Here is a 25,604-nt window from a genome sequence, read left to right on the forward strand (position 1 = left end):
AAAGGAGAGGCACAATGAAAATACGTTCACTCCATATCGCCCATTTTGGGAAATTTTCAAATCGGACCTTTCACTTTTCTGATGACGGTTTTCAGCTAGTTTACGGCCTGAATGAATCGGGGAAAACGACATTGAAAACGTTTATTGAATCGATGTTATTTGGTTTTCCGAAAAACAAGATGTACAAGACGAAACAGGGTTCTTTTTATGGTGGTTCTCTCACTTGCCAAGATGATGAGTTAGGCGTTATTCACATTGAGAGAACATCCGACCGCGGTGGTCAAGCACAGGTGTTTTTACCGAATGGTGAAGTGAAAGACGAAGCTTTTTTACAGACACTTTTAAAGGGAACGGATCGCAGATTATATCAATCAATCTATTCATTTGATGTGTTCGGACTGCAAAATGTCCAAGCCTTAAATCAGGATCAAATAGGCGAATTTCTACTTTTCTCAAGTTTATTTGGCTCAGATGCAGCGAACAAGATGGATAGCAGGCTGCTAAAGCAGCAGGAGCAGCTGTTTAAACCAAATGGCCGCAAGCCTGAATTAAACCAGCAGCTTGATCATTTAAAAGAGCTGACAGGTCAGCTGAAACAAGCGAGATTGGTAGAAGGCAGCTATACCGAAAAGAAACGGGAGCAATCTGAATTAACGAAGACGATCGAAAAGCTTCAAAATGAAATGAAGCAAGCAGAAGAACACCTTCAGAAACTGACTGAATCCATTCAAGTGTATCCCATGATTGAGAAAAAAGTGGAGTTGAAAAAGGAATTAGCCCGCTTTCCAGACCGGGTCAAACGTTTTAGAGCAGAAACAGAGCATGAGCTGGATAAACTAGAATCACACCTTCACCCGAAAAAGGCTCAATTGACTGCACTGAAACAGAAGTTAGATCATTTGCAAACCTCACTCGTACAAGTTCAACCGCTTTATGACAAGGATACCTTAATGGAAATGAAACGAGTCGTAGATGAAGCATCTAATGCTGAGCTTGTGAAAAAGCGTATAGCAGAGTGTCGAGCAAACCGTGATTCATTGAAACAAAAAATCGACGAAGCGGTAGCAAAGCTAAAGTGGGAGCGCCCGATAAAGCTCGAACAAATCGACGATTCGCTTGAATTTGAGTGGGAATTAAAGGAGACTGTCACTCAATACGTCCGTCTCATGGACAGAAAGGCGCAGTTAGATGAACGATTTGATCACGTAAGACATGAGCTGGACGAAGCAGAAGCCGCGCTAAAAGGATTAAAGGAACAGCAAGTGAGACTGCGCGGAGCAGAAGATGATGCGAAGGAGACAAGATCGAAAAAGAAACCGGTTTATTCCCTAACGTCATTATTCCGAGGTTTGATCGCATTTGATGTGGTGTTTCTGTTTGTTCTATTCTTTTTAACAGAGTGGTGGATCACGTTCTTGTTTGCGGGATTTTCTGTTTTTCTCTTCTTTGTCATTTACTCATTCAGTCAAATGAGCCCTATGAAACAAAGAAGCGGCGAAGACGCCTTAGATTCCTTTCAAGTGCAGGCAGCTTCAACTGAAACACTTATGAGGCAGAAGGAGCTGCTGTACGAAAGAATCATCCGGCAATATGAAGACTGGGAGCTAGAGCTAGAGCCTGTCCAGCAGCAAGTAGAGGAAAAGAAGAGACAGCTTGGCTTGTCGTCTGAGCTTTCTTTCCTAGTCGAGGCCTTCCATATTCTCAAACAATTAAAAATGAGTACAGCGGCATATGAGGAGCTTCAGCGTGAATTAGACGTGCTCTCCGATAAGCAATCGGTTTATGAGCGCAAGGTTTCAGCGTTAAGCAGTATTCGTCAAAAAAAGGAAGGAACTATTCAGGAGAATATTTCAGCCCTTCAAGAGATATTGAAAGATGAGGCGAAAAGAGAAAAAGAACGCCAAACATTACATGTATCCATTCAACATGCGATGCAGCAGCTCTCGACACTAGAAGGTGAAATTCAATATTACGAAAAACAAACTGACGAGCTCTTTCGTCAAGTAGAAGCAAAGTCCAAAGAAGATTACCAAGTGCTTTCTCATCTATCGAAAGAATACCGGGAACGGCTTTCTGAGCTGCAGCAGCTGAATCAAGAGCTTCATAGAAGTGGTTGTTTTGATGAGGAAGAATGGATTGTTCATAAAGGACTACCTCTCCTTGAGGAGGAGTGTGCAAAAGCAAAGCAGCACCTTCATGACGTTCAATTGAATGCGGAGAATATGGAAAAGCGTTTAGCAGAACTAGCAGTGGAAATCCGGCAAATAGAAGCTTCTGGAACAGTGTCTGAATTGACTCATCAACTTGCCGCAGAGCAGGAGCATGCGAAGCACCTCGCAAAAAAATGGGCGGCCATTCAGCTTGTCCGCTCCGTCATACGAGAAAAATTGAATGAGCATAAAGAAACAAGACTGCCTGCATTGCTTCAAACAGCCTCTAGTTTTATTCAACCGTTAACAAATGATCGTTATGAAGCGATTTTATTTTCACCTGAAGATGACTTGCTCATGGTGAAAAGAATGGATGGACGAATATTCCGTCCAGAGGAACTTTCACAGGCAACGTGTGAACAGATCTATCTGGCGATTCGTTTTGCGCTTGCTTTGTCTCATCAGCAAGATTGTCAGCTTCCGTTTATGATGGATGACAGCTTTGTTCATTTCGATCACGTTCGTCTAGGCAGAGTGCTGGAGATGATGAACGAGCTCACACGTTTTGAAACACAGCTGTTTTATTTCACCTGTCATGAGCATATGAAGCAGGCGGCAGAAGATGGACAGGTTACGAGTTTAGCAGTTGAATGATTGACAAATAATGACTTATGTTATACTTATATGAGCAGAAACATGGAAGGAGCTTTTATTGAATGGCTAAAGGGATCATGACCTATGATGTCGGCGAACAAGTTGACCTGCATTTATTAATTAAATCATCTACTAAAGGGATTGCGAGTAATGGCAAACCATTTTTAACGTTAATTCTTCAAGATCAAAGTGGAGATATTGAGGCGAAACTATGGGATGCCAAGCAGAATGATGAACAAACCTATGCCGCGCAAACCATTGTGAAGGTAGTAGGCGATATTCATCATTATCGCGGGAGGAATCAGCTGAAACTTAGGAATATACGCCCTGTTGCTGAAAATGAGCAAATTCGAATTGATGATTTTCTCGAAACAGCTCCTATTCCAAAGCATGATATGATGGATACGATTATGCAATATATCTTTGATATGAAAAACCCTAATTTACAGCGTGTCACAAGGCATTTGCTGAAAAAATATGGACAGGAATTCGCTGACTATCCAGCAGCAACAAAAAACCATCACGAATTTGTCTCTGGTCTTGCTTATCATGTAGTGTCCATGCTGCATTTGGCTAAATCAATTGTTGACTTATATCCATCATTAGATCGAGATCTTTTATATTCAGGCATCATTCTTCATGATTTAGGAAAGGTCAAAGAGCTTTCAGGCCCAGTCTCAACCACCTATACGGTGGAAGGGAATTTAATTGGTCATATTTCGATTATGGTGACAGAAATTGCGAAAGCTGCAGAAGAGCTTGGCATTGATTCAGAAGAAATTCTGATTTTACAGCACTTAGTACTGAGTCATCATGGAAAAGGAGAGTGGGGCAGCCCGAAACCACCAATGGTGAAGGAAGCCGAAATTCTCCACTATATTGATAATTTAGATGCGAAGATGAATATGATGGATCGTGCGCTTGAGCATGTGAAGCCAGGAGAATATACAGAACGTATTTTTGCGCTAGAGAATCGTTCATTTTATAAACCAACCTTTCACGAATAACCATGTCAAAACGTCCGCTTATGCGGGCGTTTTTTTCATAACTTGTCTTCTTTTTGCATAAGCATGTAACACAAGGGAAGAGAGAGCTGTTCTGAAAAAAAGGAGGCGATGAAAAAATGTTGTTTTTTCCATGGTGGGTGTATGCATGTATCATTGGCATTATTTTCTGTGCGTATAAATTAATGACAACGGCCAAAGAGGAGCAAGAGATTGATCAATCCTTTATTGAAAAGGAAGGAGAAATTTTTATCGAGCGAATGGAGCAAGAAAGAGAGCGCAGACGCCAGGGGCAGCAAATGAAAAGATCCCAGGATACGGCGGCACATGAAGATCACTCGATTGCTTAATCAGGTGATATAAAACCCCCTCTGCCCAATCACGGCAGAGGGGGTTTTTGCGATTACTGGTTTTGTTGAGATTGTTGATTTTGTGCAGGTTGTTGATCTTGTGCAGGTTGTTCAGATTTTTCTTTGAACGTGTTTTCAAGCTCTTTATCTTTTACTTTCACATCTGCATCTTTCACCAATTTGTTTAAGATGGTTTGGATTTCATTTGTGTCTGCTTGTTTTTGATTAAGTAGTTCTTTTTTCAAGTCTGCTTTCATGTCATCGTATTTACCGCGTTCTTCGGTCTTTTTAATGATATGGTAGCCGAATTGTGATTTCACTGGTTTGCTGATTTCATTCACTTTTAGTTTAAATGCAGCTTTACTGAAGTTCTCGTCCATTTGACCTTCTTTTGCGAACCAGCCTACATCTCCGCCTTGTGCAGCTGAAGCGGTATCAGTTGAATATTCAGACACAACAGCATCCCATTTTTCACCTTTATCTAATTTCTTTTCCACTTCGTCAGCTGTTTTCTTATCAGCTACTAAAATGTGGCTTGCGCGGATTTTCCCTTTTAGGTCATCGTAATACGCTTTTACTTCTTTATCAGTGATTTTGATGTTAGCTTTGGCAGCCTTTTGAGTCAGCAGCTCATATTTCACTTGATCTTTGATGTAATCTTTTCCGAATTCATCTTGAAGTTGTTTTAAACGATCTTCACCAAGTGTCTTTTTATATTCTTCCATTTTCTTATCAATTTCTTTATCAGATACTTTGTATTTGTCAGCAAGAACCTTTTGTTGAACAAGTAGATTTAAAGCATCTCCACCTGCTTGTTTCTTAAGAGTCGTATAAAGCTCTTCTTTTGTGACATCTCCTGATTTTGTTGTTGCGATAACATCTTTATCACCACTACTGCATGCGCCAAGAGTTAAAACACTAACTGCTGTTACAGCTGCTAAAGCCATTTTTTTCATTCAAAAAACACTCCTAATCTTTCCAATTTATTTATCATTGCTTGTATCATAACATATTGTGACACGCTGTAAAAAGAAATGCAAATGGAAGGGCATTCGTCTAGTCAAAAATTTGCGCGCTACATACACATATAGTGATCACAAAAAGGAGGCTGAATTATATGGGAGCAGGATATTCTAATGGGTTTGCTTTATTGGTCGTGCTATTCATTTTGCTGATCATCGTTGGTGCAGCATATCTTTACTAATTAAATCGCTGTGACAGAAAGGAGCCGTCCTGCCATGCGTGCGGGCGGTTCTTTTTTCAAACGATGACAGGTGCCTAAACGTTTTCAATTTTATAGCATACACTGAGCTTAGAACAGAGGAAGAACTGGCAGGAGGTGTTTTTACATGGGAGGAGAAGTCTTCGCTGGCGGTTTTGCACTAGTCGTCGTGTTATTCATCTTATTGATCATTATCGGTGCATCTTGGATTTGCTAATTAATCAATATACACAAAAAGCTGCCCTCAAACTGGCAGCTTTTGCTTTGATCTTAAATAGATATGGTAATTTCAACAAATGATGAGATCAGTAAGATCAGTATCGATACATTGATAAAGCGAAACACCTTATCTTGCCGTTCTTCAGGAATCTCTCTGACAAGGCATAATGTATTAGTAAGCCTGTTTATTGAATACACAATAAACGCGGCAAAGACGATGAAGTAAAATAAAACTATCGGAGATCCCCCCTCTCTATGCTATTCCCATACTACATTACCAAATTTTTTATGAAAAAGATAGAAGTTGGCTTTAAAAACCTCATGATGAGGATGTTTGGTCAACTAAAATATCAAACTCGTCTTGGGCTTGATCGATGATGCAGGATTTAGGTGCTTTGAGCAGTTTCCATGCAAATAAAAAGTCAGGCAAACAATAGCCTGCATGAATACTTGCGATGATGATAAAATAGTGTGCATACATTGGAAACGCCACACCTAACACAAAGTAAACCGGTGAAATCACACAAAATGGACTGAGAAGTGAATAAAGCATGATGTTCTTTGGTACACGTTTCCAGCAATTTCGTTTAAATAGCGTCATTTTTTTCTTGTTTTTCATCACTGGGATCAAGTGAACCACACGGTGGACAAGCAATGTCACAAGTAAAAGCATAGCAAAAAGCGGTGCGTTGTGACTGCTTAGTCTCGTTTCAGGATGAGTCAGTTGAAAACATAAAAAAGCCGTAATGAAAAAAAGTATAGCAAGGCTGATGGCTGAAATCAGCAGTCTTGTATAACCATAATCCTTTTCAAGATTAATGGTCTTCCAACAATTCATTTTTCATCCTTCCAATCTTAAAAAACTAATTGAATATCTCAAGATAATTTACTCTTCCTGAAGATAAAAATCAATGGTTTTCATGAAAAAAAATAAAATGTTGTGTTCATATGGAATAAAGAGAGGAAACTTTGGATTTTTCAAGAAAAAAAGACAGAAGAGGGAGGTTCGTCTCTTTCGTCAATGAGTAATTTCGGCTAGAATAGAAAGACTAAGAGAAAGAGGGAACGTACATGAGTATTGAGGAACGAATGAGCCAGCTCGAATATTATATGGAACTTTTGCTGACGGCGACTGATATGAGCCGTTATCCATATTATGCATTATTGATTAGGCAGCGGGTATCGAAAGAAGAGGCGCAGGAAATTGAGCGTATTTGTGCTGAGCTTTCAGAGGAAATGGACAAGCAAAAAGCACAAGGCTACGTCATGTTTGACGATATGCTTGCGCTTTTTGCAGGACAGTTAATTGAAAAGCTGGATGTGCATGAGACGATATTTGCATTGCATGATCAAGGGCTGTTTCAGCCGTTGATGAATGAATTTATAAAGATCATTAAACAATTTGATTTGCTTTATTAGCCGCTTTTTCTGCTGCATCAGCTGAGTCTTCAAGTTCCTCAGGTTTTTTCGTGACTTTTCCTCGCTCATTCAAAAAGTCCTTCTCAATGTTTGAAAACGATTTCTCAAAAATCTCCATGAAGTCCTCACCATAGATGTTTCGGATAATACACATCATTTCTAAAATCTCAGGGAACTTTCCGTAAATGTCATGAAGCGGCTGTGCGCCTTTGACAATACCAGTTCGTGCCGGGTCATAATCTTCGAGTAGTTTATGGAATGTCTCTTCGCCTTTTGGCGTTAGCTCAATATACGTATTGCGTTTATCGTTTAACTTTTTAGAAAATTTTAAAAATCCTCGTTCCTCGAGTTTCTTGGAGAAGTTAAACGCCGTTGATACATGCATGACGCCAAACTTTGCAATTTCTGATATTGAAGCTCCTTTTAATTGATATGCAATCCACAAAATATGATGTTCATTGATATTTAGGTTATACGGTTTGATCCACTGCTGCCAGTCCTTTTCAATGGATTTCCAAAGAGCTTTGCTCAATTGGGCCATTCTTTGACTGAATAAAAGTGCTTCTTTTACATCGAAAGGCTGTTCCGAATGATTCATCCATTTCACCTACTTCTCTTTTTCTTGTAATTCTATTATGCCAATAAAATAAAGATTAATAAAGCTGAAAATTCAAGAATTTTTAAAACTCATGAAAAACATTGACAAAATAACCTTTTTTCAACAAAAAAAGTGCGGGATACGCACCCCGCACACTTTTGTAAACGAATATTTTTTCTTGAGTATATTAGTTTTGTAAGGTTTTCTCCAATTGCTTGAGTTTTTCCTCAATTTCCTGAATTTCCTTTTGCAAGTCCTGCTGGTGAGGTTTGATTTCTTCACGCCATTGCTGAATCGATGTTTGTAATTCAGTTCCGACTTCTTTAATGACCTCTGCGCTTTCTTTTGCTGTTTCAACAATTTGCTCTTTTAAAGCCTGTCCATCTCTTTTTAATCTTGTCAGCGTATCTTCGAATTTGTCATAGCCGTCTTTCATCTTTCCGCGCACATCTCTGCCAGAAGAGGGAGTCGTCAGGAGCACTGCCGCACCTCCGAGGAGACCGCCTACAAATAATCCTGTTAATAAAGAACGTCCACTAGCCATTCAAATCACCTCTAGTCAAATTTTACACATTCGCATGTTCTCTCTGAGCTGACGATCAGCTTCATTGAACTTCCATACATAGCTTGCTTTATTTTAGCATACTTTTGAAGAAAAGGGAGGGGAGAAGGTTGTCTGTCTTTCTGTTCGTTTTTACGTGTATCGGTGTCGTTTTTACAGGTGGTTCTATTCATTATGCAAGACAGCTGGGGTATGCAGGGTCTTATCCGCCAAAACATGTATTAAAGCAAAAAGCACTTGTGTGTGCGGCAGGTGCAGGAATTTCGCTCCTCATTTTGCTGCTGACCCTTTTTCTTTTATAAAAGCATGAAAAAAACCTCTTCATCTATTATGAAGAGGTTCGATTATTCGTTAAGCAACTTCTATCATTCTTGCACGTCTAAGAATGGACTGAGCAATTGGGAAGACAAATACCATGGCAATGGTATTAATCACGGCTGCTGGCAGGACGACGCCTACAAGAAGTGCCGGTAATGCAGCTGGCAGTCCAGTGATCAGTAATGCGGCAGATAGGAAAATCACGCCGGATACGATGGTTCCAATCGCAGTTAATACAGCGGTCAGCACTACTTTGTTCTTTATCTTCATGCAAGATAAGAAAAGGGCTAAGAAGATAAAGGCTGTCACTGGTTTATCAATCATATTTGGAATTTGTCCGCCTGGGAAACCTGTTGTTAATGCAGAAATGGCGCCTGTTACGAGGGCAATAACCACTACATGCTGTACCTTTGGGAAAAGGATGATGCTTAAAAACATCATGACCAGCATCATATCAGGTTTCATTCCGAAAAAGATGGGCGGGAAAATCGTATGCAAAACAGCTCCCATTGCTGCAAGCAATGACATAATGACTAATTCTTTTGTTTTCATTTCTATGCTCTCCTCTGCTAAGCTCTTAGAACTCTCCAATAATATGGCTCATCATTTATTGCAAGAGTCATCACTTTATATTTCTCGTTATTATACCAAATTTATTTCTCTATAGAAAAGCTTTTTCACTCATTTTCTTGCTGGAACTTTTTCATAAATTCCGCAAGCTTTTGGCAGTCTTCAATCGATACCGCATTGTAAATAGATGCTCTGCATCCACCGACAGAACGGTGGCCGGCAAGTCCAACCATTTGTTCCTGCTTTGCTTTCTCTACAAAGGAAGCAGTGAGCGCATCATCACGAAGGGTAAATGTGACATTCATATGCGACCGGCTGTCAGTGCGTGCGTGTCCTTTGTAAAAACCGCCGCTTTGATCAATTGTGTCATAGAGAATGCCTGCTTTTTGTTCATTGCGTTTTTCCGCTGCTTCCACGCCGCCAGCCTGTTTGACATGCTCAAGGACAAGAGACAGCATATAAATCGCAAAAGTCGGTGGTGTGTGATAAAGAGAGCCAGCTTTTGCGTGTGTTGAATATTTTAATATTTTCGGTGTGCTGCTTTTCTCTTTTTCTAATAAACGTTTGCGCGCGATCACAATCGTGATACCAGAAGGCCCTAAGTTTTTTTGTGCCCCAGCATAAATGAGATCAAATTGAGAAACATCGATTTTTTTGCTGAGAATATCACTAGACATATCCGCAATGAGTGGTAATGATGTACCAGGGAACGTTTTCCACTGAGTGCCGAAGATCGTATTGTTTGATGTGATGTGTAAGTAAGCGCCATCTGTTAAACCGGAGGCATCTACTTCTGGAATATACGAGTAGTTGTCGTCTTCACTTGAAGCAAACACAGATGTTTCACCAAACCCTTTTGCTTCTGATAATGCTTTTTCTGACCAAGCGCCTGTTTGAATGAAATGAGCCGTTTCGTCTTCATGTAAGAAGTTCATAGGAATCATCGCAAATTGAAGGCTAGCTCCGCCCTGTAAAAAGAGGACTTCGTAATCTTCAGGAATGTCCATCAGTTCCACCAACAGTGCTTTTGCTTTATTGTGGACTTCTTCATATTCACCGCTGCGATGAGACAGCTCCATCACAGACATTCCAGTTTGTTTAAAATCAACAAGTTCTTCCTGTGCCTTTTCAAGCACTTCTAGCGGCAGTGCCGCCGGACCAGCATTAAAATTCGTCGTTCGCTTCATCACAATCTCTCCCTATTTCTCGCGTTAATGGATCAAAAGATAAAACCATCCTATCACAAATTTGAAGCAATTGGACAAAAAATTTGAATCGTTCTAAATATCTTACTATTAAGAAATGAAGGGGATAGAAAGGGGTGGAAATGAGAAAAACCTCATCTATTAAGATGAGGTAAGTCGCGTATGAATGGCAGAAGAAATCTCTTTTAAATCCTCTGACGTGTATTGATCTTGATGTGATTTCCATACGGCACCAAAGCCATCGCCTTTGCCGTAACGCGGAATGATATGCATGTGGTAATGGAACACAGATTGTCCGGCTTTTTCGCCGTTGTTGTTTAAAAGGTTTAATCCAATGGGTTCAAATTCCTGTTTGATGGCTCTTGCAATTTTCGGAATCGCTTGGAAGTAGTGATTAGACACTTCTGGTGTCATTTCGTAGATATTTTCTTTATGTATTTTCGGGATTACAAGGGTATGCCCTTTTGTTACTTGGCTAATATCTAGAAAAGCCAATACATGCTCGTCTTCATATACTTTTGCACATGGAATGTCTCCATCAATGATCTTGCAAAAAATACAATCGCTCACGTCATGTCACTCCTCAATCATTTTCCTTCATCGTATCACAAAAATGAGCAAAAAAGAAAACAGGACAAGCGAACTCCTTTGGTCGCTCATCCTGCTCCTGCAGAAGAAATGCTGATGCTTTCATTCGATATGCCTTTTGAATTCTCTATTTACTGAAATAAAGAATTCATATGCCTGCTATTTCTGCCGTAAACACCTCATTTGACGTTTTGGTTTGTCGTATACATATTGTATAGGACACAAAAATCAAGAATCAGTGAAGCAAAACAGAAGCTAAGGTTTTTAGATGAAAAACCAACTTGTCATGCGGTTCTTTGCCTTTAACAAACACCTCATTTACTTATTGGTCATCAAGTTCATTTCTTCTACAAACAATATGATGACCAAGATGCCTATTTTTTATTCATGACTTGTTTATAGGTAAACATTTCAAATTACCTTTCGTTTTTGTTACTATAAAGGAAAAACGAAAGAAAGGAACGAATTCATGTCCCTTCTCACTGTAAAAGATGTAACGGGTGGATATACGAAGAATCCCGTTCTAAAAAATATCTCATTTGAATTAGAAAGAAATCAAATCGTCGGTCTCATCGGTTTAAACGGGGCGGGGAAAAGCACAACCATTCGCCATATCATCGGACTCATGAAACCGCATAAAGGTGTCATTGAGTTGAATGGACGAACCCTTCAAGATGATCAAGAGGCGTATCGCTCGCAATTTACATTTATTCCAGAAACACCTGTATTATATGAAGAATTAACTTTAAAAGAGCATTTAGAGCTGACAGCGATGGCTTATGGACTATCAAAAGAACAATTAGATGAACGGCTGCCGTCATTGCTGAAAGAATTTCGAATGGAGAAACGTTTGAAGTGGTTCCCTGCTCATTTTTCAAAAGGAATGAAGCAGAAGGTCATGATTATGTGTGCGTTTCTTGTTGAACCAGAACTGTATATCATCGATGAACCGTTCTTAGGGCTCGATCCTCTTGCGATTAATGCACTGCTTGAACGGATGAATGTTGCAAAGAAAAACGGCGCTAGTGTCCTGATGTCAACGCATATCTTGGCGACAGCAGAACGCTATTGTGATTCCTTTATTATTTTGCACGAAGGGGAAATTAGAGCGAAAGGAACACTGACAGAGCTGAGAGAACAGTTCAATATGAGAGATGCGACACTCGATGATCTTTATTTGGAATTAACAAAGGAAGAAAGCTATGAGTAAAACGACGCAAAGCATTTGGAAATCCCGATTAGAGGAACACATACAAGATACAAGAAAATATTTAAAATACATGTTCAATGATCATCTTGTCATTGTGCTCATTTTTTTCCTTGCAGGCGGAGCGAGCTGGTATAGTAACTGGCTCAAACAAATTCCAGCTCATTTTCCTTCCTACTGGGTCATGGCAGTTGTTTTCTCATTGGTGCTGACAAGCTCTTACGTGCGGACGTTGATCAAAGAAGCAGATCTTGTGTTTTTACTTCCTTTGGAAGGGAAGATGGAGCCTTATTTAAAACAAGCTTTTAACTTTAGCTTCATTTCTCAGCTGTTTCCTCTCATTGCCGTATCCATTGTCGCACTCCCGCTTTATTCGGCGTTGTCTTCAGGCGGCATCAAGATGTATGTGCTTATATTGGCGCAAATGATTTTGATCAAAGGTCTGAATACAGCGATTCAATGGAGAATGACGTATTTTCAAGGAAAACAAATGAGGTGGCTTGATGCAGTCCTTCGTTTTCTATTGAACATGATTTTAATCTATACCGTTTTACAGGCATCTTATGCAATCGCAATCGTTTTTTATCTCATCTACGGTGTCTATCTCGTTTACTTAACCAATGCAGTCAAAAAGCAGCCTTTTCAATGGGAATTGCATATTTCTGACGAATTAAAACGAAAACAGCGTTTTTATCGTTTGGCCAATTTATTTACAGATGTGCCTCATTTAAAGAAACAGGTGAAAAGAAGAGCCTATATGGACTGGCTTTTGCAGTTTGTTCCGTATGACCAGCGTAAAACTTTTTCTTACATGTATGTGAGGGCATTTTTACGATCAAATGACTATTTTGGTCTCGTGTTTAGGCTAACCGCTGTGTTTGTGCTGATTATTTTGTATACAGGTGCAGCAGGCTGGGTGGGCGCGCTGCTTGTCTTGTTCACCGTGTTTATCACAGGTGTCCAGCTTGTGCCGTTAACGAAGCACTTTGCCCATCTTTCATTACAGGCACTTTATCCTGTTGCTCAGCAAGAAAAGGATCGGAGCTTTTTTGTTCTCGTCCGTAACGTGCTCATCATCCAATCGATATTGCTGAGCTGTTCAGTACTACCGGCAGGAGGATGGCAGGGAAGTGGACTTGCCCTTCTGATTTCACTGGCATTTGTGCTTGTCCTCTTCAAGCCTTACGTACTCAGTCGATTAAAAAAGATGCGATAGGCAGAGATATGTTTCTGACAGCGAGCGTATGATGACATCAAGGAGGGGACCGGATGAATGCAGCTGAACGGGAGTTATATGAAGAAGCCATTCTTTTTCAAACACGATTTTTAAGAAGACCTTCAAAGGTTGAACGGTTTTCAAAAGGAGTTCAGCAGCAGGTGAACCGCCGAATCCCTGCCAGGTTTCATCAAGTCATCACAAGTGCGGTCAAAACAATGGTTGAATCCACCGTATCAGGATCTCACTTCACTTCATTTTCAGTCATTGATGAGCAATTATCCATCATTGAGCGAAATGAACTGGCAAAGGAGAAAGTGAAGTACTATCAAAAGGCAGCTGCGATCGAAGGAATTGGAACAGGTGCAGGTGGTATTTTGCTCGGTATGGCAGACTTTCCGCTGTTGCTTAGCATTAAGATGAAATGTCTTTATGAACTGGCATGTATTTATGGCTTTGATTTGTCTCAAAAAGAGGAAAGACTCTTTTTGCTCTGTATATTTCAACTCGCCTTTTCCGGCAGTACACATCGTCAAAAAATGATGAGCATCATTGATAATTGGGAAACGAGCCGTGAGAAAATGGATTGGTACAGCTTTCAGCAGGAGTATCGAGATTACATTGACCTAGTGAAGCTGTTTCAATTAATGCCGATTGTCGGAGCCGCTGTTGGCGGTGTGGCAAATCATCATCTGACAGGACAGCTCGGAGATGTCGCTCGTCATGTGTTTCACTTACGGGTGTTGAAAGAAATGAAATAGAAAAGCCGCTGTTTGCCAGCGGCTTCAGCGTGTAGACAAACCCTCGCATTCGTTGTCAGGTCTGCGCGCTTGGTGCTCACGAATGTTAAATTCGCTCCGCGCCAGTGCTCGCCCTTCCTAGACTGCAAAGGTTTTCTATTACACTGAAAAGAAGACAAAGGGCTAAAACCCTTTGTCTTTAATCTAGAGCCGCTGTTTGCCAGCGGCTTTTTTTATTCATCGTAGGAAAGGACAGCACGGGCGAGTACCTTTGCTGCGATAGGCATTGCTTTTTCGTTGATATCAAACTTCGGGTGGTGATGGGGATACGTGTCTTCGCTGTTTTCCGGCATGGCGCCTGTGTAAAAGAAGGTTCCAGGGACATGCTGAAGGTAGTAAGCAAAATCTTCTCCGCCCATTTGGGTTTCGGCTTCTATTACTTCTGTGACACCATCTGTTTGTTTTGCGATGTCAGCAATAAATTCAGTTGGCTTTGGATGATTTTTGACAGCAGGGTATCCTCTCACATATTCATATGTGTAGCCGGCATCATGCATGTCGCACACCCCTTTTACGACCCGTTCAATTTCTCGTTCGATGGTGTGTCGTGCACTCTCTTCAAAGGATCGTGCAGTACCAGTTAAAACTGCAGAATCTGCAATGACGTTAAAAGCATTCTCTGCCACAAAACCTCCAACAGATACAACAGCAGAATCAACTGGATTGACTTTACGGGCAACGACATGCTGCAAGTTTGCAACGATTTGTGAACCGATGAGTACAGCATCTTTCGTTAAGTGAGGCTGGGCACCGTGTCCGCCTTTCCCCTGAACTCGGATAGAGAAGCGGTCGGCAGCTGCCATAAAGTTCCCGCTTTTATAAAGAACCGTCCCACAAGGCTCTGGTGACCAAAGATGCGTCCCGAATATGACATCGACACCTTCTAAGCAGCCGTCTTCGATCATTGGTTTTGCACCGCCTGGCGCATATTCTTCTGCGTGCTGATGAATGAGGACGATTTTCCCTTTTAATTGATCACGGTGCTCATTCAAAATTTTCGCTAAGACAAGTAGTGTCGCTGTGTGCCCATCGTGTCCGCAGGCATGCATCACACCGGGCTTTGTCGATTTGTAAGGCACTTCCTTTTCATCATGGATAGGAAGTGCATCGAAATCAGCCCTGAGGGCAATCGTCGGCCCCGAAGAAGCTCCTTCGATAAAGGCGAGTACACCATGGCCGCCCACCTGTGTACGTGTTGGTATATGTAATCTGTCATAGTAGCTGGCGATGAAAGCGGCTGTTTCTACTTCCTGGAAAGAAAGTTCAGGATTCATGTGGAGATGGCGTCTAATTTCAACCATTTCCTCATAATGTTCATCAAGACGTTCATTGATGCTTTTTTGTAAAGTGGATATTGTCATTGATTTGAAAACCTCCTTCATGCTCTTTTACTGATTGTATGGTAATTGTTAGAATCTTTCAACAGAAGAGGATGTCGTTTGCGCATCAAAAGGTCATTTTACATAAAAGTCGAAGTTGCTATGAAGCGGGGAAAGGGAGGAATTGTATTGGGAAACTGTCCAAATTGTTCAAAAACGTTTTCTTTCGTTGAAAAGTTTCATTTATCACATACGAAAATGATGATGTGTCCAAGCTGTCGGCATCAAATCAAAGAAACCATTGTATCAAAAATGAGTTTTTTCATGATCTGTTTGATTCCGCTATTGGTGATGCTCATTCAATTGAAAGGGGCTTCACCTATGTTGAAGTGGCCGATCTTATTAGGATGGATCCTATTGAATTTCTATGTACTTCAGCCGATCATTCATCGGTACGAGCTGATATCACGACGATAAAATGAAAAGCCCAGCGATTGGGCTTTTCAGCGTGTAGACAAACCCTCGCATTCGGTGTCAGGTCTGCGCTCCGGTGCTCACGAATAATCAATTCGCTCCGCTCCGGTGCTCGTCCTTCCTAGACTGCAAAGGTTTTCTATCACGCTGAAAAGAAGACAAAGGGCTAAAATAAAGATCATTTTAGCCCTTTGTCAACAATCTGAAAAGCCCAGCGATTGGGCTTTTTTCATGAAAAAAGAAGTGCTGAAAGCAGCACTTCCTTAATTGTCTGTAACGGCATGATAGGATGTGAGATAAGCAGGACGAGAGAAGATGGAGCCAGTATCATCGTTTGGCTGAAAGAACGCTTCTGATTCTTGAAAGTCTTCAAATAAGTCCTCTGATTCCCAGAGTGTCATAATCAAATACACTTCTTCATCTTTTTTCGGTCTTAACACTCGAAGAGCCTTGAAGCCCCGCTGATGTTCTGAGATGTTCGTCTTCTTCTGAAAAGTAGATTCAAACAGTGCTCTACTTTCAAGCTTCACAGGGATATGATTCAAGGTGACGAAGCCAGAATGGACTAGCTCGCCTTTCGCATAAATCACATCATAGGCATGAGGGGCTTTAAAAACAGTCTCACCCTCCGTCTCATGGAAAAGAGCTGCTTGTTCTTTTCCGACCATATAAAGCAGATTCTCCTGATTGTGTTTTTTTGCGATTTTATGCAAGAAATCTGCTGTTCCATAAGTCATATAGACATTCATCTAAACCGCCTCCTGCTTGATAGTATAACAAAAGAATGATATATAATTCTTTGGTAGTCAATCCATAAAACATATTATGAAGCCATACATCCCATACTATCCGTATAAAGGAATGAGGTGACCTAATTTGAAGAAAAAGAAGATAATCATTCCATTAGTCATTGCAGGAAGTACAATCGTGCTTTCATTTATTGGCTATCTGACCATTTTATTTTTAGGACATTATGTCATAGATGAAAAGAAGCTTGTATTTCACGCTTCATCCCAAATCATTGATCAGAATGGAAAAGAACTCACAAGTATGTATTCAGAAAATCGGGACCCTGTGTCAATAAAGGATGTACCTGATAAAGTAGCAAAAGCCTTTGTGGCTGTTGAGGACAAGCGGTTTTATGAGCATCATGGAATTGATGCGCAGTCAATTTCAAGGGCGGTTTATCGAGATATATTAGCAGGTGGAAAGGTAGAGGGCGGCAGTACAATTACTCAGCAACTCGCAAAAAATATTTTTCTCACAAATGACAAAACCTTTCTGCGAAAAACAAAAGAAGTCATCATTGCAATTAATTTAGAAAGAGATTATTCAAAGGATAAGCTGCTCGAAATGTATTTGAATCAGCTTTACTTCGGTCATGGCGTCTACGGTATCCAAGCAGCAGCCAATTATTACTTTAGTAAAGATGTGAAAGATTTAACGGTCAGCGAAGGGGCTACACTCGCTGCGATGCCAAAGGCGCCGTCTACTTACTCGCCTGTTTTACACCCTGATAAAAATAAACAAAGGCGGGACACGATTCTTAACTTAATGAATGAGCAAGGATATTTATCATCAACAGAAACAGTAGAAGCAAAAGGGAGAACACTAGGCATTCATTTGAAAAAGAAATCAGAAACGCCTTGGGTCGATAGCTATGTCGATCTCATCATTAAGGAAGCTGAATCAGAGTATGCCATTTCACATGAGCAATTGCTTCAAGGTGGTTATACCATTACAGTTCCGATCGATATGAATCTGCAAAAGGTCACCTACGATGCGATGAAAAACAACCGTTATTTCCCGGGAAAAAGCGGTTCTCCTGAAAGCAGTGCCATCTTTATTGATAATGAGTCTGGCGGAGTAAAAGCAGCAATCGGAGGACGAGAATATCAAGCGAGGGGCTATAACAGGGTTACCGCTGTTAGACAGCCTGGATCTGTTTTCAAGCCGATCGCGGTATATGGACCTGCGCTGCAGGAGAAAAAATTCCGACCTTATTCCCTGCTTGAAGACGAAGAAAAAAGCTATGAGGGTTATTCACCAAAGAATTACGATGGACAGTATGAAGGCAAGGTCACGATGGTGGAGGCCCTCATGAAAAGTAAGAATACAGCAGCGGTGTGGACATTAAGCCAGCTTGGTATTGATACTTCGAAAACATATCTCGAGAAAATGGGAATCGATATTTCGGATCAAGGACTTGCGATAGCCCTTGGCGGTTTAGAAAAAGGGGTTTCTCCACTTCAAATCGCGGGAGCTTTCCACACATTTGCAAACGAAGGCGTATATCAAAAGCCTTTCTTCATTCAGAAAATCACCAATGATGAAGGAGAAACGGTAGAGAAAAATCGTAGTAAGCCAGAACGAGTGTTCAGCGTGCAGAATGCTTGGAATATGACAAGAATGCTGCAGCAAGTCGTCAAAGGCGGAACAGCCCAGAGCGGTTCATATGCTGGAGATTTAGCAGGTAAAACAGGCACGACCACATATTCAGGTGTGAAGGGTGCAACAAAAGATGCTTGGTTTGCCGGCTATACGCCAAGTACAACGGGTGCGATCTGGATGGGATATGACAAAACCGATAACAGTCACTATTTAACTGGCGGAAGTCAATACCCAGTGCAGCTGTTTAAGGATATTTTAACGGCAGCCCAAATAACGAATGAAACGTTTAAAAAACCAGAGGGGATTAAAGAACTTCAAGCGCCAATTCATTTAGAAGGACTTTCTGGATTTGAAGCCCGCTATGTGTTTAAAATCAAAGGATTGTTTACATTAGAGCTGTCTTGGGACAAGCAGGAGGATAAACGCGTTGAATACCGCATCTATGAAAAGAGAAATGGAAGCGAAACGCTGATTGACTCAGTGACAGGCACAAATAGCTACACAATGCCGTATGCCAATGTGTTTTCAGATGCGGAGTATAAGGTGGTTCCATATAATACCCAAACGCAAGAAGAAGGAGAAGGCAGTCCATATGTCAAGCCAGAGGCTTTTGGACGTTAATATTCGGCGATTTTTTGAACAATGAGCCGGTTTAGTATACCGTGCCTTGAAAAAGCGGTATAGTAAAAGCAGTGTTTGAGCCTTATACAAAGAGAGTGTAAGGCGAAAGGTGGAATGAAAGGTAATGGGAAAAACGAAGGCTTTTAACGACACGTTCTTAAAGGCGTGCAAAGGGGAAAAAACAGACCATGTACCAGTTTGGTATATGAGGCAGGCAGGACGCTCACAGCCTGAATATCGTGCCCTTAAAGAAAAGTACGGGCTATTTGAAATTACGCATCAGCCAGAGCTATGTGCTTATGTAACACGACTTCCTGTAGAACAATATGGTGTAGATGCCGCGATTTTATATAAAGATATTATGACCCCGCTTCCAGCTATTGGAGTGGACGTTGAAATTAAAAATGGCATTGGACCTGTCATTGATTCACCGATTCGGTCAAAAGCAGATATCGAACGTCTTGGGGAACTTCATCCTGAAGAAGACCTGCCATATGTGCTCGATACGATTCAGCTTTTAACGAAAGAGCAGCTGAATGTACCGCTCATCGGTTTTGCTGGTGCACCATTTACGATGGCTAGCTATATGATTGAAGGCGGCCCGTCTAAAAACTATCATAAAACAAAAGCGCTAATGTACAGTGAGCCCGAGACATGGATGCTGCTCATGAACAAATTAGCTGATATGACGATCACGTACATACGCGCGCAGGTAAAAGCAGGGGTCAGTGCGTTTCAAATCTTCGACTCATGGGTGGGCGCTTTAAATGCAGCGGATTACCGGACATTCATTAAACCTGTCATGCAGCGAATTTTCACAGAGTTGAAGAGTGAAAATGTACCAATGATCATGTACGGAGTTGGTGCAAGCCATCTTGTGAAAGATTGGCATGACCTGCCGCTAGACGTCGTTGGACTTGATTGGCGTATGAGTGTAGACGAAGCGCGAAAAGAAGGGCTCACAAAAACGTTACAAGGAAATCTTGATCCAACGATCTTACTTTCTCCTTGGGAAGTCATTGAAGAAAGAGCAAAAGACATATTAGATCAAGGGATGAAATCAGATCACTTCATCTTTAACTTAGGTCATGGGGTATTTCCAGATGTTTCACCAGATACGTTAAAGAAGCTGACCGATTTTATTCACGACTATTCAGCTAAACATAAAAAATCATCCATCTAAACTATTTCAATTGATCTGAAGGAGTGTTGGTTGTGGAGAAAAAGAAAATGGGGCTTCTTGTCATGGCATATGGCACCCCGTATAAAGAAGAAGACATTGAGCGTTATTATACACATATTCGTAGAGGCAGAAAGCCTGAGCCGGAAATGCTGCAAGATTTAAAGGATCGCTACAAGGCAATCGGCGGTATTTCTCCTTTATCAAAAATTACAGAGCAGCAGGCACATGGTTTGTGTGAGCACTTGAATGACATTCAAGACGACATTGAATTTCATGTGTACATTGGCTTAAAACATATCGAGCCTTTCATCGAGGATGCAGTTGCTGACATGCACAAGGACGGCATGACAGAAGCTGTGAGTATCGTTTTAGCGCCGCATTTCTCTACCTTTAGTGTGAAATCATATAACAAACGTGCACAAGATGAGGCAGACAAGCTCGGCAATCTACAGATTACGTCTGTTGAAAGCTGGTACGATGAGCCGAAGTTTGTGGACTATTGGGTGAAGCAAGTGAAGGATACGTATGCATCAATGAGTCAAGAGGAAAGAGATTCCGCGGTACTTATTGTGTCTGCACACAGCCTTCCTGAAAAAATTATTGCAGCAGGAGATCCATATCCTGATCAGCTCGCACAATCTGCCAAAATGATTGCAGAAGGTGCGGGAATTGAACACTATGAAATTGGCTGGCAAAGTGAAGGCAATACGCCGGATCCATGGCTTGGACCAGACGTACAAGATTTAACGCGGGACTTATTTGAACAAAAAGGCTATCAAACATTCGTGTATGTGCCTGTTGGTTTTGTCGCTGATCATCTTGAAGTGTTATACGACAACGATTATGAATGTAAAGTCGTGACAGATGAAATTGGTGCAGCCTACTATCGTCCAGAAATGCCAAATGCGAAACCAGCATTTATTGATGCTCTGGCAACAGTCGTATTAAAGAAGCTTGACGAAAGCAAGTAATCATATAAAAGAAGGCGATCCTATGCATGACAATCAAAAACACCTTGTCATCATTGGCGGTGGCATCACTGGTTTAGCCGCCGCCTTCTATTTGGAAAAGGAAGTCGAAGAAAAAGGTCTTCCGATTCAAATATCACTTATTGAAGCGAGCCCTAGGCTAGGTGGAAAAATACAAACATTATATAAGGACGGCTACATCATTGAACGTGGACCTGATTCATTTTTAGAAAGAAAGGTCAGTGGGCCGCAGCTGGCAAAGGATGTCGGTCTGACCGATCAGCTCGTCAATAATGAAACTGGGCAAGCGTATGTACTAGTCAATGAAAAGCTTCACCCGATGCCAAAGGGTGCTGTTATGGGGATTCCAACTCAAATCAGCCCATTTATTACAACTGGTCTTTTTTCAGTTGCGGGAAAAGCAAGAGCAGCGATGGATTTCGTGTTGCCAAAAAGCAAGCAGACAGAAGATCAGTCGCTTGGTGAATTTTTTAGAAGACGTGTGGGCGATGAAGTCGTTGAGAATTTAATCGAGCCTCTTCTATCAGGTATTTATGCGGGTGACATTGATCGCCTCAGCTTAATGTCCACCTTCCCGCAATTTTATCAAACAGAACAGCAGCATCGCAGTTTGATTCTTGGGATGAAAAAATCACAGCAGCATGCGAAAGCGCAGCAAGTGACTGCGAAAAAACAAGGGCAGTTCCAAACGATCAATCAAGGATTGCAGTCGCTTGTGGAAGCAGTAGAAAGTAAGCTCAAGCTGACAACGGTGTATAAAGGGACAAAAGTAAAACAGATTGAAAAAACGGATGGGGGCTATGGCTTGCAATTAGACAGCGGTCAAACGCTTTTTGCCGATTCAGCCATTGTCACGACTCCGCATCAATCGATTTATTCCATGTTTCCTAAAGAAGCAGGGCTAGAGTATTTGCATGACATGACCTCTACTTCTGTTGCAACAGTAGCACTCGGTTTTAAAGAAGAGGATGTTCATAATGAATATGACGGCACTGGTTTTGTCATCTCAAGAAACAGTGATTTCTCTATTACGGCCTGTACATGGACAAACAAAAAATGGCCGCATACCGCTCCGAAAGGAAAAACGCTATTGCGTGCGTACGTCGGAAAAGCTGGTGACGAATCGATTGTCGAGCAGTCAGACAGTCAAATCGTCAGCATCGTGCTGGAAGATTTAAAGAAAATCATGGATATTAAAGCAGATCCAGAATTGACGACAGTGACTCGCTGGAAGACAAGTATGCCGCAATATCACGTCGGTCATCAGAAAGCTATTTCGAACATGCGAGAAACGTTTAAGCAATCATATCCTGGTGTTTATATCACAGGTGCTGCTTTTGAAGGTGTCGGAATCCCTGATTGTATTGATCAAGGAAAAGCTTCCATCTCAGAGGCTTTATCGTACCTATTTTCATAAAAAACGACTCCCTTTTCTGTCATGGAAAGGGAGTTTTTCATGTTCGAATCATTCAAAAAGAGTTGGGAATCATAAATGTAAACAAAGTTGTTGCATCTGGGGAAAAGGATATGGTATATTACTTTCTGTACTTAATGACCAAAACGTTCAAATAGTCATTTCGGGAGTGAGATCATGAGTGTTGATAGGAGACAAATGATTTTAGATGGTGCGACAAAGGCATTTACTCAATTCGGGTATAAAGCGACCACAATGGACCTTGTGGCAAAGATTGCCAACGTCGGAAAAGGAACCATTTATACATTTTTCAAAAACAAAGAAGAGTTGTTTGATGAAATTTTCACATCCCTTTTACTAGAGATGAGGAAAATTGCGGATGAGGCAATTGATGAGAAGAATAGTTTCTCTGAAAACCTTCACTTAGCACTCTTTGCAATTTTAGAATTTCGAAAAAACCACCAGCTCACAATTAAGATTTTTCAGGAAAATGCAGAGCTTGGCACGTCAGCGGTCAAGGAAATGATCGAAAAAATGGAGCAGATGATCATTCGCTATATCAAAATGAAAGTACAAGAAGCGATGGATAAAGGCGACATTAAGCCTTGTGATCCTGAATTGACTGCATTTGTGATGGTGAAACTATATATTGCACTGATTTTTGATTGGGAAAAGCGATACGAGCCTTTAACAAAAGAAGAGGTAGCCGAATCGCTGGAGCTTTATGTCTTAAAAGGACTATCTGCAACAACATAATTTTTTTTGAGTTCAAATGACCAAATTTTATATTTAGTCATTCATCTATGGGAGGAAAACAGCAATGAATTTAATTCGGAATCAATGGAAGGACATTGTAACGAGCAAAAAACTACTGATCCCGATTTTAGCTGTCTTATTTATTCCGCTGATTTACAGTGGTGTATTTTTAAAAGCGTACTGGGACCCTTATGGTACAGTTGATCAATTGCCTGTAGCGGTTGTCAACTTGGATGAAGGCAGTCATTATGACGGGAAAACCCTTCAAGTTGGCGATGATTTAGTAAAGGAATTAAAGAAAAACGATAATTTCAAATGGAACTTTGTCGATAGTCATGAAAAGGCTATAAAAGGATTAAATAACGAGGACTATTACCTCGTGGTGGAAATACCAAAGAATTTCTCGAAAAATGCAAGTACAGTGCTAGAAAAACATCCGAAAAAATCGAATCTGAAATATTATACGAATCCAGGCGCCAACTATGCGGCGTCACAAATTGCGAATAATGCCATTATCAAATTAAAAGATTCAGTTTCAAAAGAAGTCACAAAAAATTACGCCGAGGTCATCTTTGATAACTTCAAAACGATTGCAAAAGGATTAGATCAAGCAAGCGATGGTGCGAAGAAAATTGATGACGGAACAAAAAGCGCAAAAGATGGCAGTACAAAGTTAAAAGACAACTTAGCCAAATTGGCTGAAGGTACGTTAACCTATAGCGAAGGTGTTCATCAGTTCGCAGGGAAAATGGGTGAACTGAACACAGGCATACAGTCTCTAGACAGTGGGCTTGGTCAGCTCTTAACAGGCTATCAAACCATTGATCAGAAATTTGGAGAGCTTGGTTCAGGAATTGATACATTAACCGAAGGATTAAACACAAGCAAAGAAGGACATCAGCAACTCGCTTCTAAAATGCCGCAATTCACAGCAGGCATTGAGCAGTTAAACAACAAAGCCCAATCCTTTTCAGAAAAAATTGCAGCAGTAGAAAAAGTCTTGTCGTCACCAGAGTTAGCGAATCTTGAAAAGATGGCGCCTAAACTTGATCAGGTGAAAAAAGACGCAAAAACGTTCAGTACAAAACTTGCTTCATTAAAAGAAGCATTATCAAATCGAGATGCTAAAGTAAAAAGCATTATCCAAAACAGCTCCATGACAGATGAAGAGAAAAAGGCGGCAATGGATCAGCTGAACAGTCTGCCTAAAATCGAACTGCCTGATCTGTCTGGACTCGAACAAAGCTTAGCGGCCTTGCAGGAACTGCCTGATGCAAGTGAGGTTCAACAAGCAGTTGCATCTGCAAAAGCGCAGCTGCAGCAAGTCAAACAGCTGCCAGAGAAAACAGAACAGCTGTACACGTCTACAGTTGCGATACAAAATGCGATCGATCAAATGACATCTGGTACGAATAAATTGTATCAAGGTGCACTGAAGCTTCAAACAGGTCAAGGTCAATTACAAGATGGCCTGCAAACAGCAAATGGAAAGCTTGATACGGCGAAAAGCGGAGCGGATAAGCTTGCAAATGGATCAAGTCAGCTTAGCGCAGCGTTAAATAAGCTGGAAAGTGGTTCAACAAATATCCAAAGCAATACATCTAAGCTTGCCGAAGGCTCAAAATCGCTTGATAAAGGATTGGGAGATTTAAAAAGCGGTACAGGTAAGCTGTCCAATAAATTGAAAAGCGCTGCTGATGAAACAGGTGAAATTGATGCTGGGCAAGACAATTACAATATGATTGCAAGCCCTGTTAAAACAGAAAACGATACAGCGAAAAAGATTGATAATTATGGAACAGGGCTCACGCCTTATATTTTATCCATGGGACTCTTTGTTGGGGCTCTAATGCTCACCGTTGTATTCCCAATGAAAGACCCTGCTGGCCGCCCTAGAAATGCGTTTGAATGGTTTGTCAGCAAATATAGCGTGCTTCTGCTTGTCGGGATCCTTCAAGCAGTCATTGCAAGTACGATGCTCATCTTTGGGCTTGGTCTTGAGGTGGAAAGCCTCTGGCGCTTCTATCTCTTTGCGATCGTCGTCAGTCTGACATTCTTAGCGATTATTCAGCTGCTAGCCACAACAATGGGGAACCCAGGACGCTTCATTGCCGTCATTATCTTAGTTCTTCAGCTCGCAGCAAGTGCTGGTACATTCCCGCTTGAGCTTGTGCCGAAGTTTTTCCAAGTCATTCATAGTCTGCTTCCAATGACGTATACAATCAATGGATTTAGAACGATCATTGCAAGCGGTGATGACAGCTATTTATGGCACCAAGCAGCGATTCTCGGTACAGTTGCGATCATCATGATGGCGGCAACAACTGCATACTTTGCTTGGAACGTAAGAAAAATGAAACAAGACGAAGCTTAAT

General features: G+C 41.1%; 27 protein-coding genes. 17 read left to right on the forward strand and 10 right to left on the reverse strand.

Annotation, left to right across the window (positions count from 1 at the left end; all coding sequences use genetic code 11):
• The first annotated feature begins 14 nt into the window (after positions 1–14).
• From MHI11_RS05020 to MHI11_RS05030, 3 genes are all read left to right on the forward strand, one after another.
• Positions 15–2,804 (forward strand): ATP-binding protein, encoded by a 2,790-nt coding sequence (locus tag MHI11_RS05020; protein ID WP_319610711.1) that lies wholly within the window; start codon positions 15–17, stop codon positions 2,802–2,804.
• 62 nt (positions 2,805–2,866) lie between these two features.
• Positions 2,867–3,811, forward strand: a complete 945-nt coding sequence (gene yhaM / locus MHI11_RS05025) for a 3'-5' exoribonuclease YhaM (protein WP_065098931.1) — start codon at positions 2,867–2,869, stop codon at positions 3,809–3,811.
• A gap of 116 nt (positions 3,812–3,927) precedes the next feature.
• Positions 3,928–4,158: a sporulation YhaL family protein gene (locus MHI11_RS05030; protein WP_044140681.1), complete on the forward strand. Its 231-nt coding sequence runs from the start codon at positions 3,928–3,930 to the stop codon at positions 4,156–4,158.
• A gap of 53 nt (positions 4,159–4,211) precedes the next feature.
• Here the strand turns inward: MHI11_RS05030 and MHI11_RS05035 are convergent, their stop codons facing one another.
• Entirely contained in the window at positions 4,212–5,114 is a 903-nt protein-coding gene (locus MHI11_RS05035; RefSeq protein WP_044140682.1) for a peptidylprolyl isomerase, read from the reverse strand.
• A gap of 161 nt (positions 5,115–5,275) precedes the next feature.
• Between MHI11_RS05035 and MHI11_RS05040 the strand changes: the two genes are divergently transcribed.
• Positions 5,276–5,362 (forward strand): YjcZ family sporulation protein, encoded by an 87-nt coding sequence (locus MHI11_RS05040; protein WP_008361129.1) that lies wholly within the window; start codon positions 5,276–5,278, stop codon positions 5,360–5,362.
• 145 nt (positions 5,363–5,507) lie between these two features.
• The gene (locus MHI11_RS05045) at positions 5,508–5,597 is read left to right on the forward strand and encodes a YjcZ family sporulation protein (protein ID WP_017360317.1); all 90 of its coding nucleotides are present in this window, start codon (positions 5,508–5,510) and stop codon (positions 5,595–5,597) included.
• 53 nt (positions 5,598–5,650) lie between these two features.
• Here MHI11_RS05045 and MHI11_RS05050 read toward each other — a convergent pair whose 3' ends face one another.
• Together MHI11_RS05050 and MHI11_RS05055 are read right to left on the reverse strand one after the other, a co-directional pair.
• A complete protein-coding gene (locus tag MHI11_RS05050; RefSeq protein WP_072368131.1) occupies positions 5,651–5,836 on the reverse strand; it encodes a hypothetical protein in 186 nt (61 codons plus the stop codon).
• A gap of 82 nt (positions 5,837–5,918) precedes the next feature.
• Positions 5,919–6,437, reverse strand: coding sequence for a DUF3267 domain-containing protein (locus MHI11_RS05055; RefSeq protein WP_340960550.1), 519 nt, complete (start codon positions 6,435–6,437; stop codon positions 5,919–5,921).
• Positions 6,438–6,670: 233 nt separating this feature from the next.
• Here MHI11_RS05055 and MHI11_RS05060 point away from each other — a divergent pair, with 233 nt between their 5' ends.
• Complete coding sequence (locus tag MHI11_RS05060) at positions 6,671–7,018, forward strand: YhaI family protein (RefSeq protein WP_044140684.1); 348 nt, start codon at positions 6,671–6,673, stop codon at positions 7,016–7,018.
• Here the strand turns inward: MHI11_RS05060 and MHI11_RS05065 are convergent.
• Positions 6,993–7,616, reverse strand: coding sequence for an HTH-type transcriptional regulator Hpr (locus tag MHI11_RS05065; protein ID WP_044140685.1), 624 nt, complete (start codon positions 7,614–7,616; stop codon positions 6,993–6,995). The two genes, MHI11_RS05060 and MHI11_RS05065, sit on opposite strands and share 26 nt — an antisense overlap.
• A 187-nt stretch (positions 7,617–7,803) precedes the next feature.
• The gene (locus MHI11_RS05070; protein WP_007497160.1) at positions 7,804–8,160 is read right to left on the reverse strand and encodes a YtxH domain-containing protein; all 357 of its coding nucleotides are present in this window, start codon (positions 8,158–8,160) and stop codon (positions 7,804–7,806) included.
• 128 nt (positions 8,161–8,288) lie between these two features.
• Here MHI11_RS05070 and MHI11_RS05075 point away from each other — a divergent pair, with 128 nt between their 5' ends.
• On the forward strand, positions 8,289–8,480 hold the full coding sequence (locus tag MHI11_RS05075) for a hypothetical protein (protein ID WP_003211362.1): 192 nt from the start codon (positions 8,289–8,291) through the stop codon (positions 8,478–8,480).
• Between the two features lie 49 nt (positions 8,481–8,529).
• Here MHI11_RS05075 and MHI11_RS05080 read toward each other — a convergent pair whose 3' ends face one another.
• The 3 genes from MHI11_RS05080 to MHI11_RS05090 all read right to left on the reverse strand — a co-directional run bounded on the left by MHI11_RS05080 (position 8,530) and on the right by MHI11_RS05090 (position 10,841).
• Entirely contained in the window at positions 8,530–9,048 is a 519-nt protein-coding gene (locus MHI11_RS05080; RefSeq protein WP_003212065.1) for a tryptophan transporter, read from the reverse strand.
• Positions 9,049–9,173: 125 nt separating this feature from the next.
• Positions 9,174–10,253 (reverse strand): 3-phosphoserine/phosphohydroxythreonine transaminase, encoded by a 1,080-nt coding sequence (gene serC, locus MHI11_RS05085; protein WP_340960551.1) that lies wholly within the window; start codon positions 10,251–10,253, stop codon positions 9,174–9,176.
• A 159-nt stretch (positions 10,254–10,412) separates the two neighbouring features.
• Positions 10,413–10,841, reverse strand: coding sequence for an HIT family protein (locus MHI11_RS05090; protein WP_003212458.1), 429 nt, complete (start codon positions 10,839–10,841; stop codon positions 10,413–10,415).
• 487 nt (positions 10,842–11,328) lie between these two features.
• On the opposite strand from MHI11_RS05090, the gene MHI11_RS05095 reads away from it, so the two are divergent.
• The 3 genes from MHI11_RS05095 to MHI11_RS05105 are packed head-to-tail and all read left to right on the forward strand — an operon-like array spanning position 11,329 to position 14,043.
• Positions 11,329–12,069, forward strand: a complete 741-nt coding sequence (locus MHI11_RS05095; protein WP_044140687.1) for an ABC transporter ATP-binding protein — start codon at positions 11,329–11,331, stop codon at positions 12,067–12,069.
• Positions 12,062–13,282 (forward strand): ABC transporter permease, encoded by a 1,221-nt coding sequence (locus MHI11_RS05100; protein ID WP_340960552.1) that lies wholly within the window; start codon positions 12,062–12,064, stop codon positions 13,280–13,282. The genes MHI11_RS05095 and MHI11_RS05100 overlap by 8 nt, the downstream gene beginning before the upstream one ends.
• 53 nt (positions 13,283–13,335) lie before the next feature.
• Positions 13,336–14,043, forward strand: a complete 708-nt coding sequence (locus tag MHI11_RS05105) for an EcsC family protein (protein WP_044140689.1) — start codon at positions 13,336–13,338, stop codon at positions 14,041–14,043.
• A 212-nt stretch (positions 14,044–14,255) separates the two neighbouring features.
• On the opposite strand, the gene MHI11_RS05110 is transcribed toward MHI11_RS05105, so the two are convergent.
• Positions 14,256–15,443: a M20 family metallopeptidase gene (locus MHI11_RS05110; protein WP_340960554.1), complete on the reverse strand. Its 1,188-nt coding sequence runs from the start codon at positions 15,441–15,443 to the stop codon at positions 14,256–14,258.
• A gap of 147 nt (positions 15,444–15,590) precedes the next feature.
• Here MHI11_RS05110 and MHI11_RS05115 point away from each other — a divergent pair, with 147 nt between their 5' ends.
• Positions 15,591–15,878 carry a hypothetical protein gene (locus MHI11_RS05115; protein ID WP_340960555.1) on the forward strand — a complete coding sequence of 96 codons (288 nt, stop codon included), beginning with the start codon at positions 15,591–15,593 and terminating at the stop codon, positions 15,876–15,878.
• A gap of 260 nt (positions 15,879–16,138) precedes the next feature.
• Here the strand turns inward: MHI11_RS05115 and MHI11_RS05120 are convergent, their stop codons facing one another.
• Positions 16,139–16,624, reverse strand: coding sequence for an antibiotic biosynthesis monooxygenase family protein (locus tag MHI11_RS05120; protein ID WP_340960556.1), 486 nt, complete (start codon positions 16,622–16,624; stop codon positions 16,139–16,141).
• A gap of 127 nt (positions 16,625–16,751) precedes the next feature.
• On the opposite strand from MHI11_RS05120, the gene MHI11_RS05125 reads away from it, so the two are divergent.
• From MHI11_RS05125 to MHI11_RS05150, 6 genes are all read left to right on the forward strand, one after another.
• Positions 16,752–18,887, forward strand: coding sequence for a transglycosylase domain-containing protein (locus tag MHI11_RS05125; protein ID WP_340960557.1), 2,136 nt, complete (start codon positions 16,752–16,754; stop codon positions 18,885–18,887).
• A 124-nt stretch (positions 18,888–19,011) separates the two neighbouring features.
• Positions 19,012–20,070 carry a uroporphyrinogen decarboxylase gene (gene hemE / locus MHI11_RS05130; RefSeq protein ID WP_106064932.1) on the forward strand — a complete coding sequence of 353 codons (1,059 nt, stop codon included), beginning with the start codon at positions 19,012–19,014 and terminating at the stop codon, positions 20,068–20,070.
• A 32-nt stretch (positions 20,071–20,102) separates the two neighbouring features.
• Positions 20,103–21,041, forward strand: coding sequence for a ferrochelatase (gene hemH / locus MHI11_RS05135; protein ID WP_050945387.1), 939 nt, complete (start codon positions 20,103–20,105; stop codon positions 21,039–21,041).
• 22 nt (positions 21,042–21,063) lie between these two features.
• The gene (gene hemY, locus MHI11_RS05140) at positions 21,064–22,476 is read left to right on the forward strand and encodes a protoporphyrinogen oxidase (protein ID WP_340960558.1); all 1,413 of its coding nucleotides are present in this window, start codon (positions 21,064–21,066) and stop codon (positions 22,474–22,476) included.
• 174 nt (positions 22,477–22,650) lie between these two features.
• Entirely contained in the window at positions 22,651–23,229 is a 579-nt protein-coding gene (locus MHI11_RS05145) for a TetR/AcrR family transcriptional regulator (protein ID WP_065098922.1), read from the forward strand.
• Positions 23,230–23,293: 64 nt separating this feature from the next.
• The gene (locus MHI11_RS05150) at positions 23,294–25,603 is read left to right on the forward strand and encodes a YhgE/Pip domain-containing protein (protein ID WP_340960559.1); all 2,310 of its coding nucleotides are present in this window, start codon (positions 23,294–23,296) and stop codon (positions 25,601–25,603) included.
• Position 25,604: the final 1 nt, after the last annotated feature.

Source organism: Bacillus sp. FSL K6-3312, assembly GCF_038007485.1.
GTDB classification, from domain to species: Bacteria; Bacillota; Bacilli; order Bacillales; family Bacillaceae; genus Bacillus; species Bacillus pumilus.

What these genes read in the sequence shown, in the direction of transcription:
- MHI11_RS05020 (WP_319610711.1), top strand. Translation starts at nt 15, where the DNA reads ATGAAAATACGTTCACTCCATATCGCCCATTTTGGGAAATTTTCAAAT.
- yhaM (WP_065098931.1), top strand. Translation starts at nt 2,867, where the DNA reads ATGGCTAAAGGGATCATGACCTATGATGTCGGCGAACAAGTTGACCTG.
- MHI11_RS05030 (WP_044140681.1), top strand. Translation starts at nt 3,928, where the DNA reads ATGTTGTTTTTTCCATGGTGGGTGTATGCATGTATCATTGGCATTATT.
- MHI11_RS05035 (WP_044140682.1), bottom strand. Translation starts at nt 5,114, where the DNA reads ATGAAAAAAATGGCTTTAGCAGCTGTAACAGCAGTTAGTGTTTTAACT.
- MHI11_RS05040 (WP_008361129.1), top strand. Translation starts at nt 5,276, where the DNA reads ATGGGAGCAGGATATTCTAATGGGTTTGCTTTATTGGTCGTGCTATTC.
- MHI11_RS05045 (WP_017360317.1), top strand. Translation starts at nt 5,508, where the DNA reads ATGGGAGGAGAAGTCTTCGCTGGCGGTTTTGCACTAGTCGTCGTGTTA.
- MHI11_RS05055 (WP_340960550.1), bottom strand. Translation starts at nt 6,437, where the DNA reads ATGAATTGTTGGAAGACCATTAATCTTGAAAAGGATTATGGTTATACA.
- MHI11_RS05060 (WP_044140684.1), top strand. Translation starts at nt 6,671, where the DNA reads ATGAGTATTGAGGAACGAATGAGCCAGCTCGAATATTATATGGAACTT.
- MHI11_RS05065 (WP_044140685.1), bottom strand. Translation starts at nt 7,616, where the DNA reads ATGAATCATTCGGAACAGCCTTTCGATGTAAAAGAAGCACTTTTATTC.
- MHI11_RS05070 (WP_007497160.1), bottom strand. Translation starts at nt 8,160, where the DNA reads ATGGCTAGTGGACGTTCTTTATTAACAGGATTATTTGTAGGCGGTCTC.
- MHI11_RS05080 (WP_003212065.1), bottom strand. Translation starts at nt 9,048, where the DNA reads ATGAAAACAAAAGAATTAGTCATTATGTCATTGCTTGCAGCAATGGGA.
- serC (WP_340960551.1), bottom strand. Translation starts at nt 10,253, where the DNA reads ATGAAGCGAACGACGAATTTTAATGCTGGTCCGGCGGCACTGCCGCTA.
- MHI11_RS05095 (WP_044140687.1), top strand. Translation starts at nt 11,329, where the DNA reads ATGTCCCTTCTCACTGTAAAAGATGTAACGGGTGGATATACGAAGAAT.
- MHI11_RS05100 (WP_340960552.1), top strand. Translation starts at nt 12,062, where the DNA reads ATGAGTAAAACGACGCAAAGCATTTGGAAATCCCGATTAGAGGAACAC.
- MHI11_RS05105 (WP_044140689.1), top strand. Translation starts at nt 13,336, where the DNA reads ATGAATGCAGCTGAACGGGAGTTATATGAAGAAGCCATTCTTTTTCAA.
- MHI11_RS05110 (WP_340960554.1), bottom strand. Translation starts at nt 15,443, where the DNA reads ATGACAATATCCACTTTACAAAAAAGCATCAATGAACGTCTTGATGAA.
- MHI11_RS05120 (WP_340960556.1), bottom strand. Translation starts at nt 16,624, where the DNA reads ATGAATGTCTATATGACTTATGGAACAGCAGATTTCTTGCATAAAATC.
- hemE (WP_106064932.1), top strand. Translation starts at nt 19,012, where the DNA reads ATGGGAAAAACGAAGGCTTTTAACGACACGTTCTTAAAGGCGTGCAAA.
- hemY (WP_340960558.1), top strand. Translation starts at nt 21,064, where the DNA reads ATGCATGACAATCAAAAACACCTTGTCATCATTGGCGGTGGCATCACT.
- MHI11_RS05145 (WP_065098922.1), top strand. Translation starts at nt 22,651, where the DNA reads ATGAGTGTTGATAGGAGACAAATGATTTTAGATGGTGCGACAAAGGCA.
- MHI11_RS05150 (WP_340960559.1), top strand. Translation starts at nt 23,294, where the DNA reads ATGAATTTAATTCGGAATCAATGGAAGGACATTGTAACGAGCAAAAAA.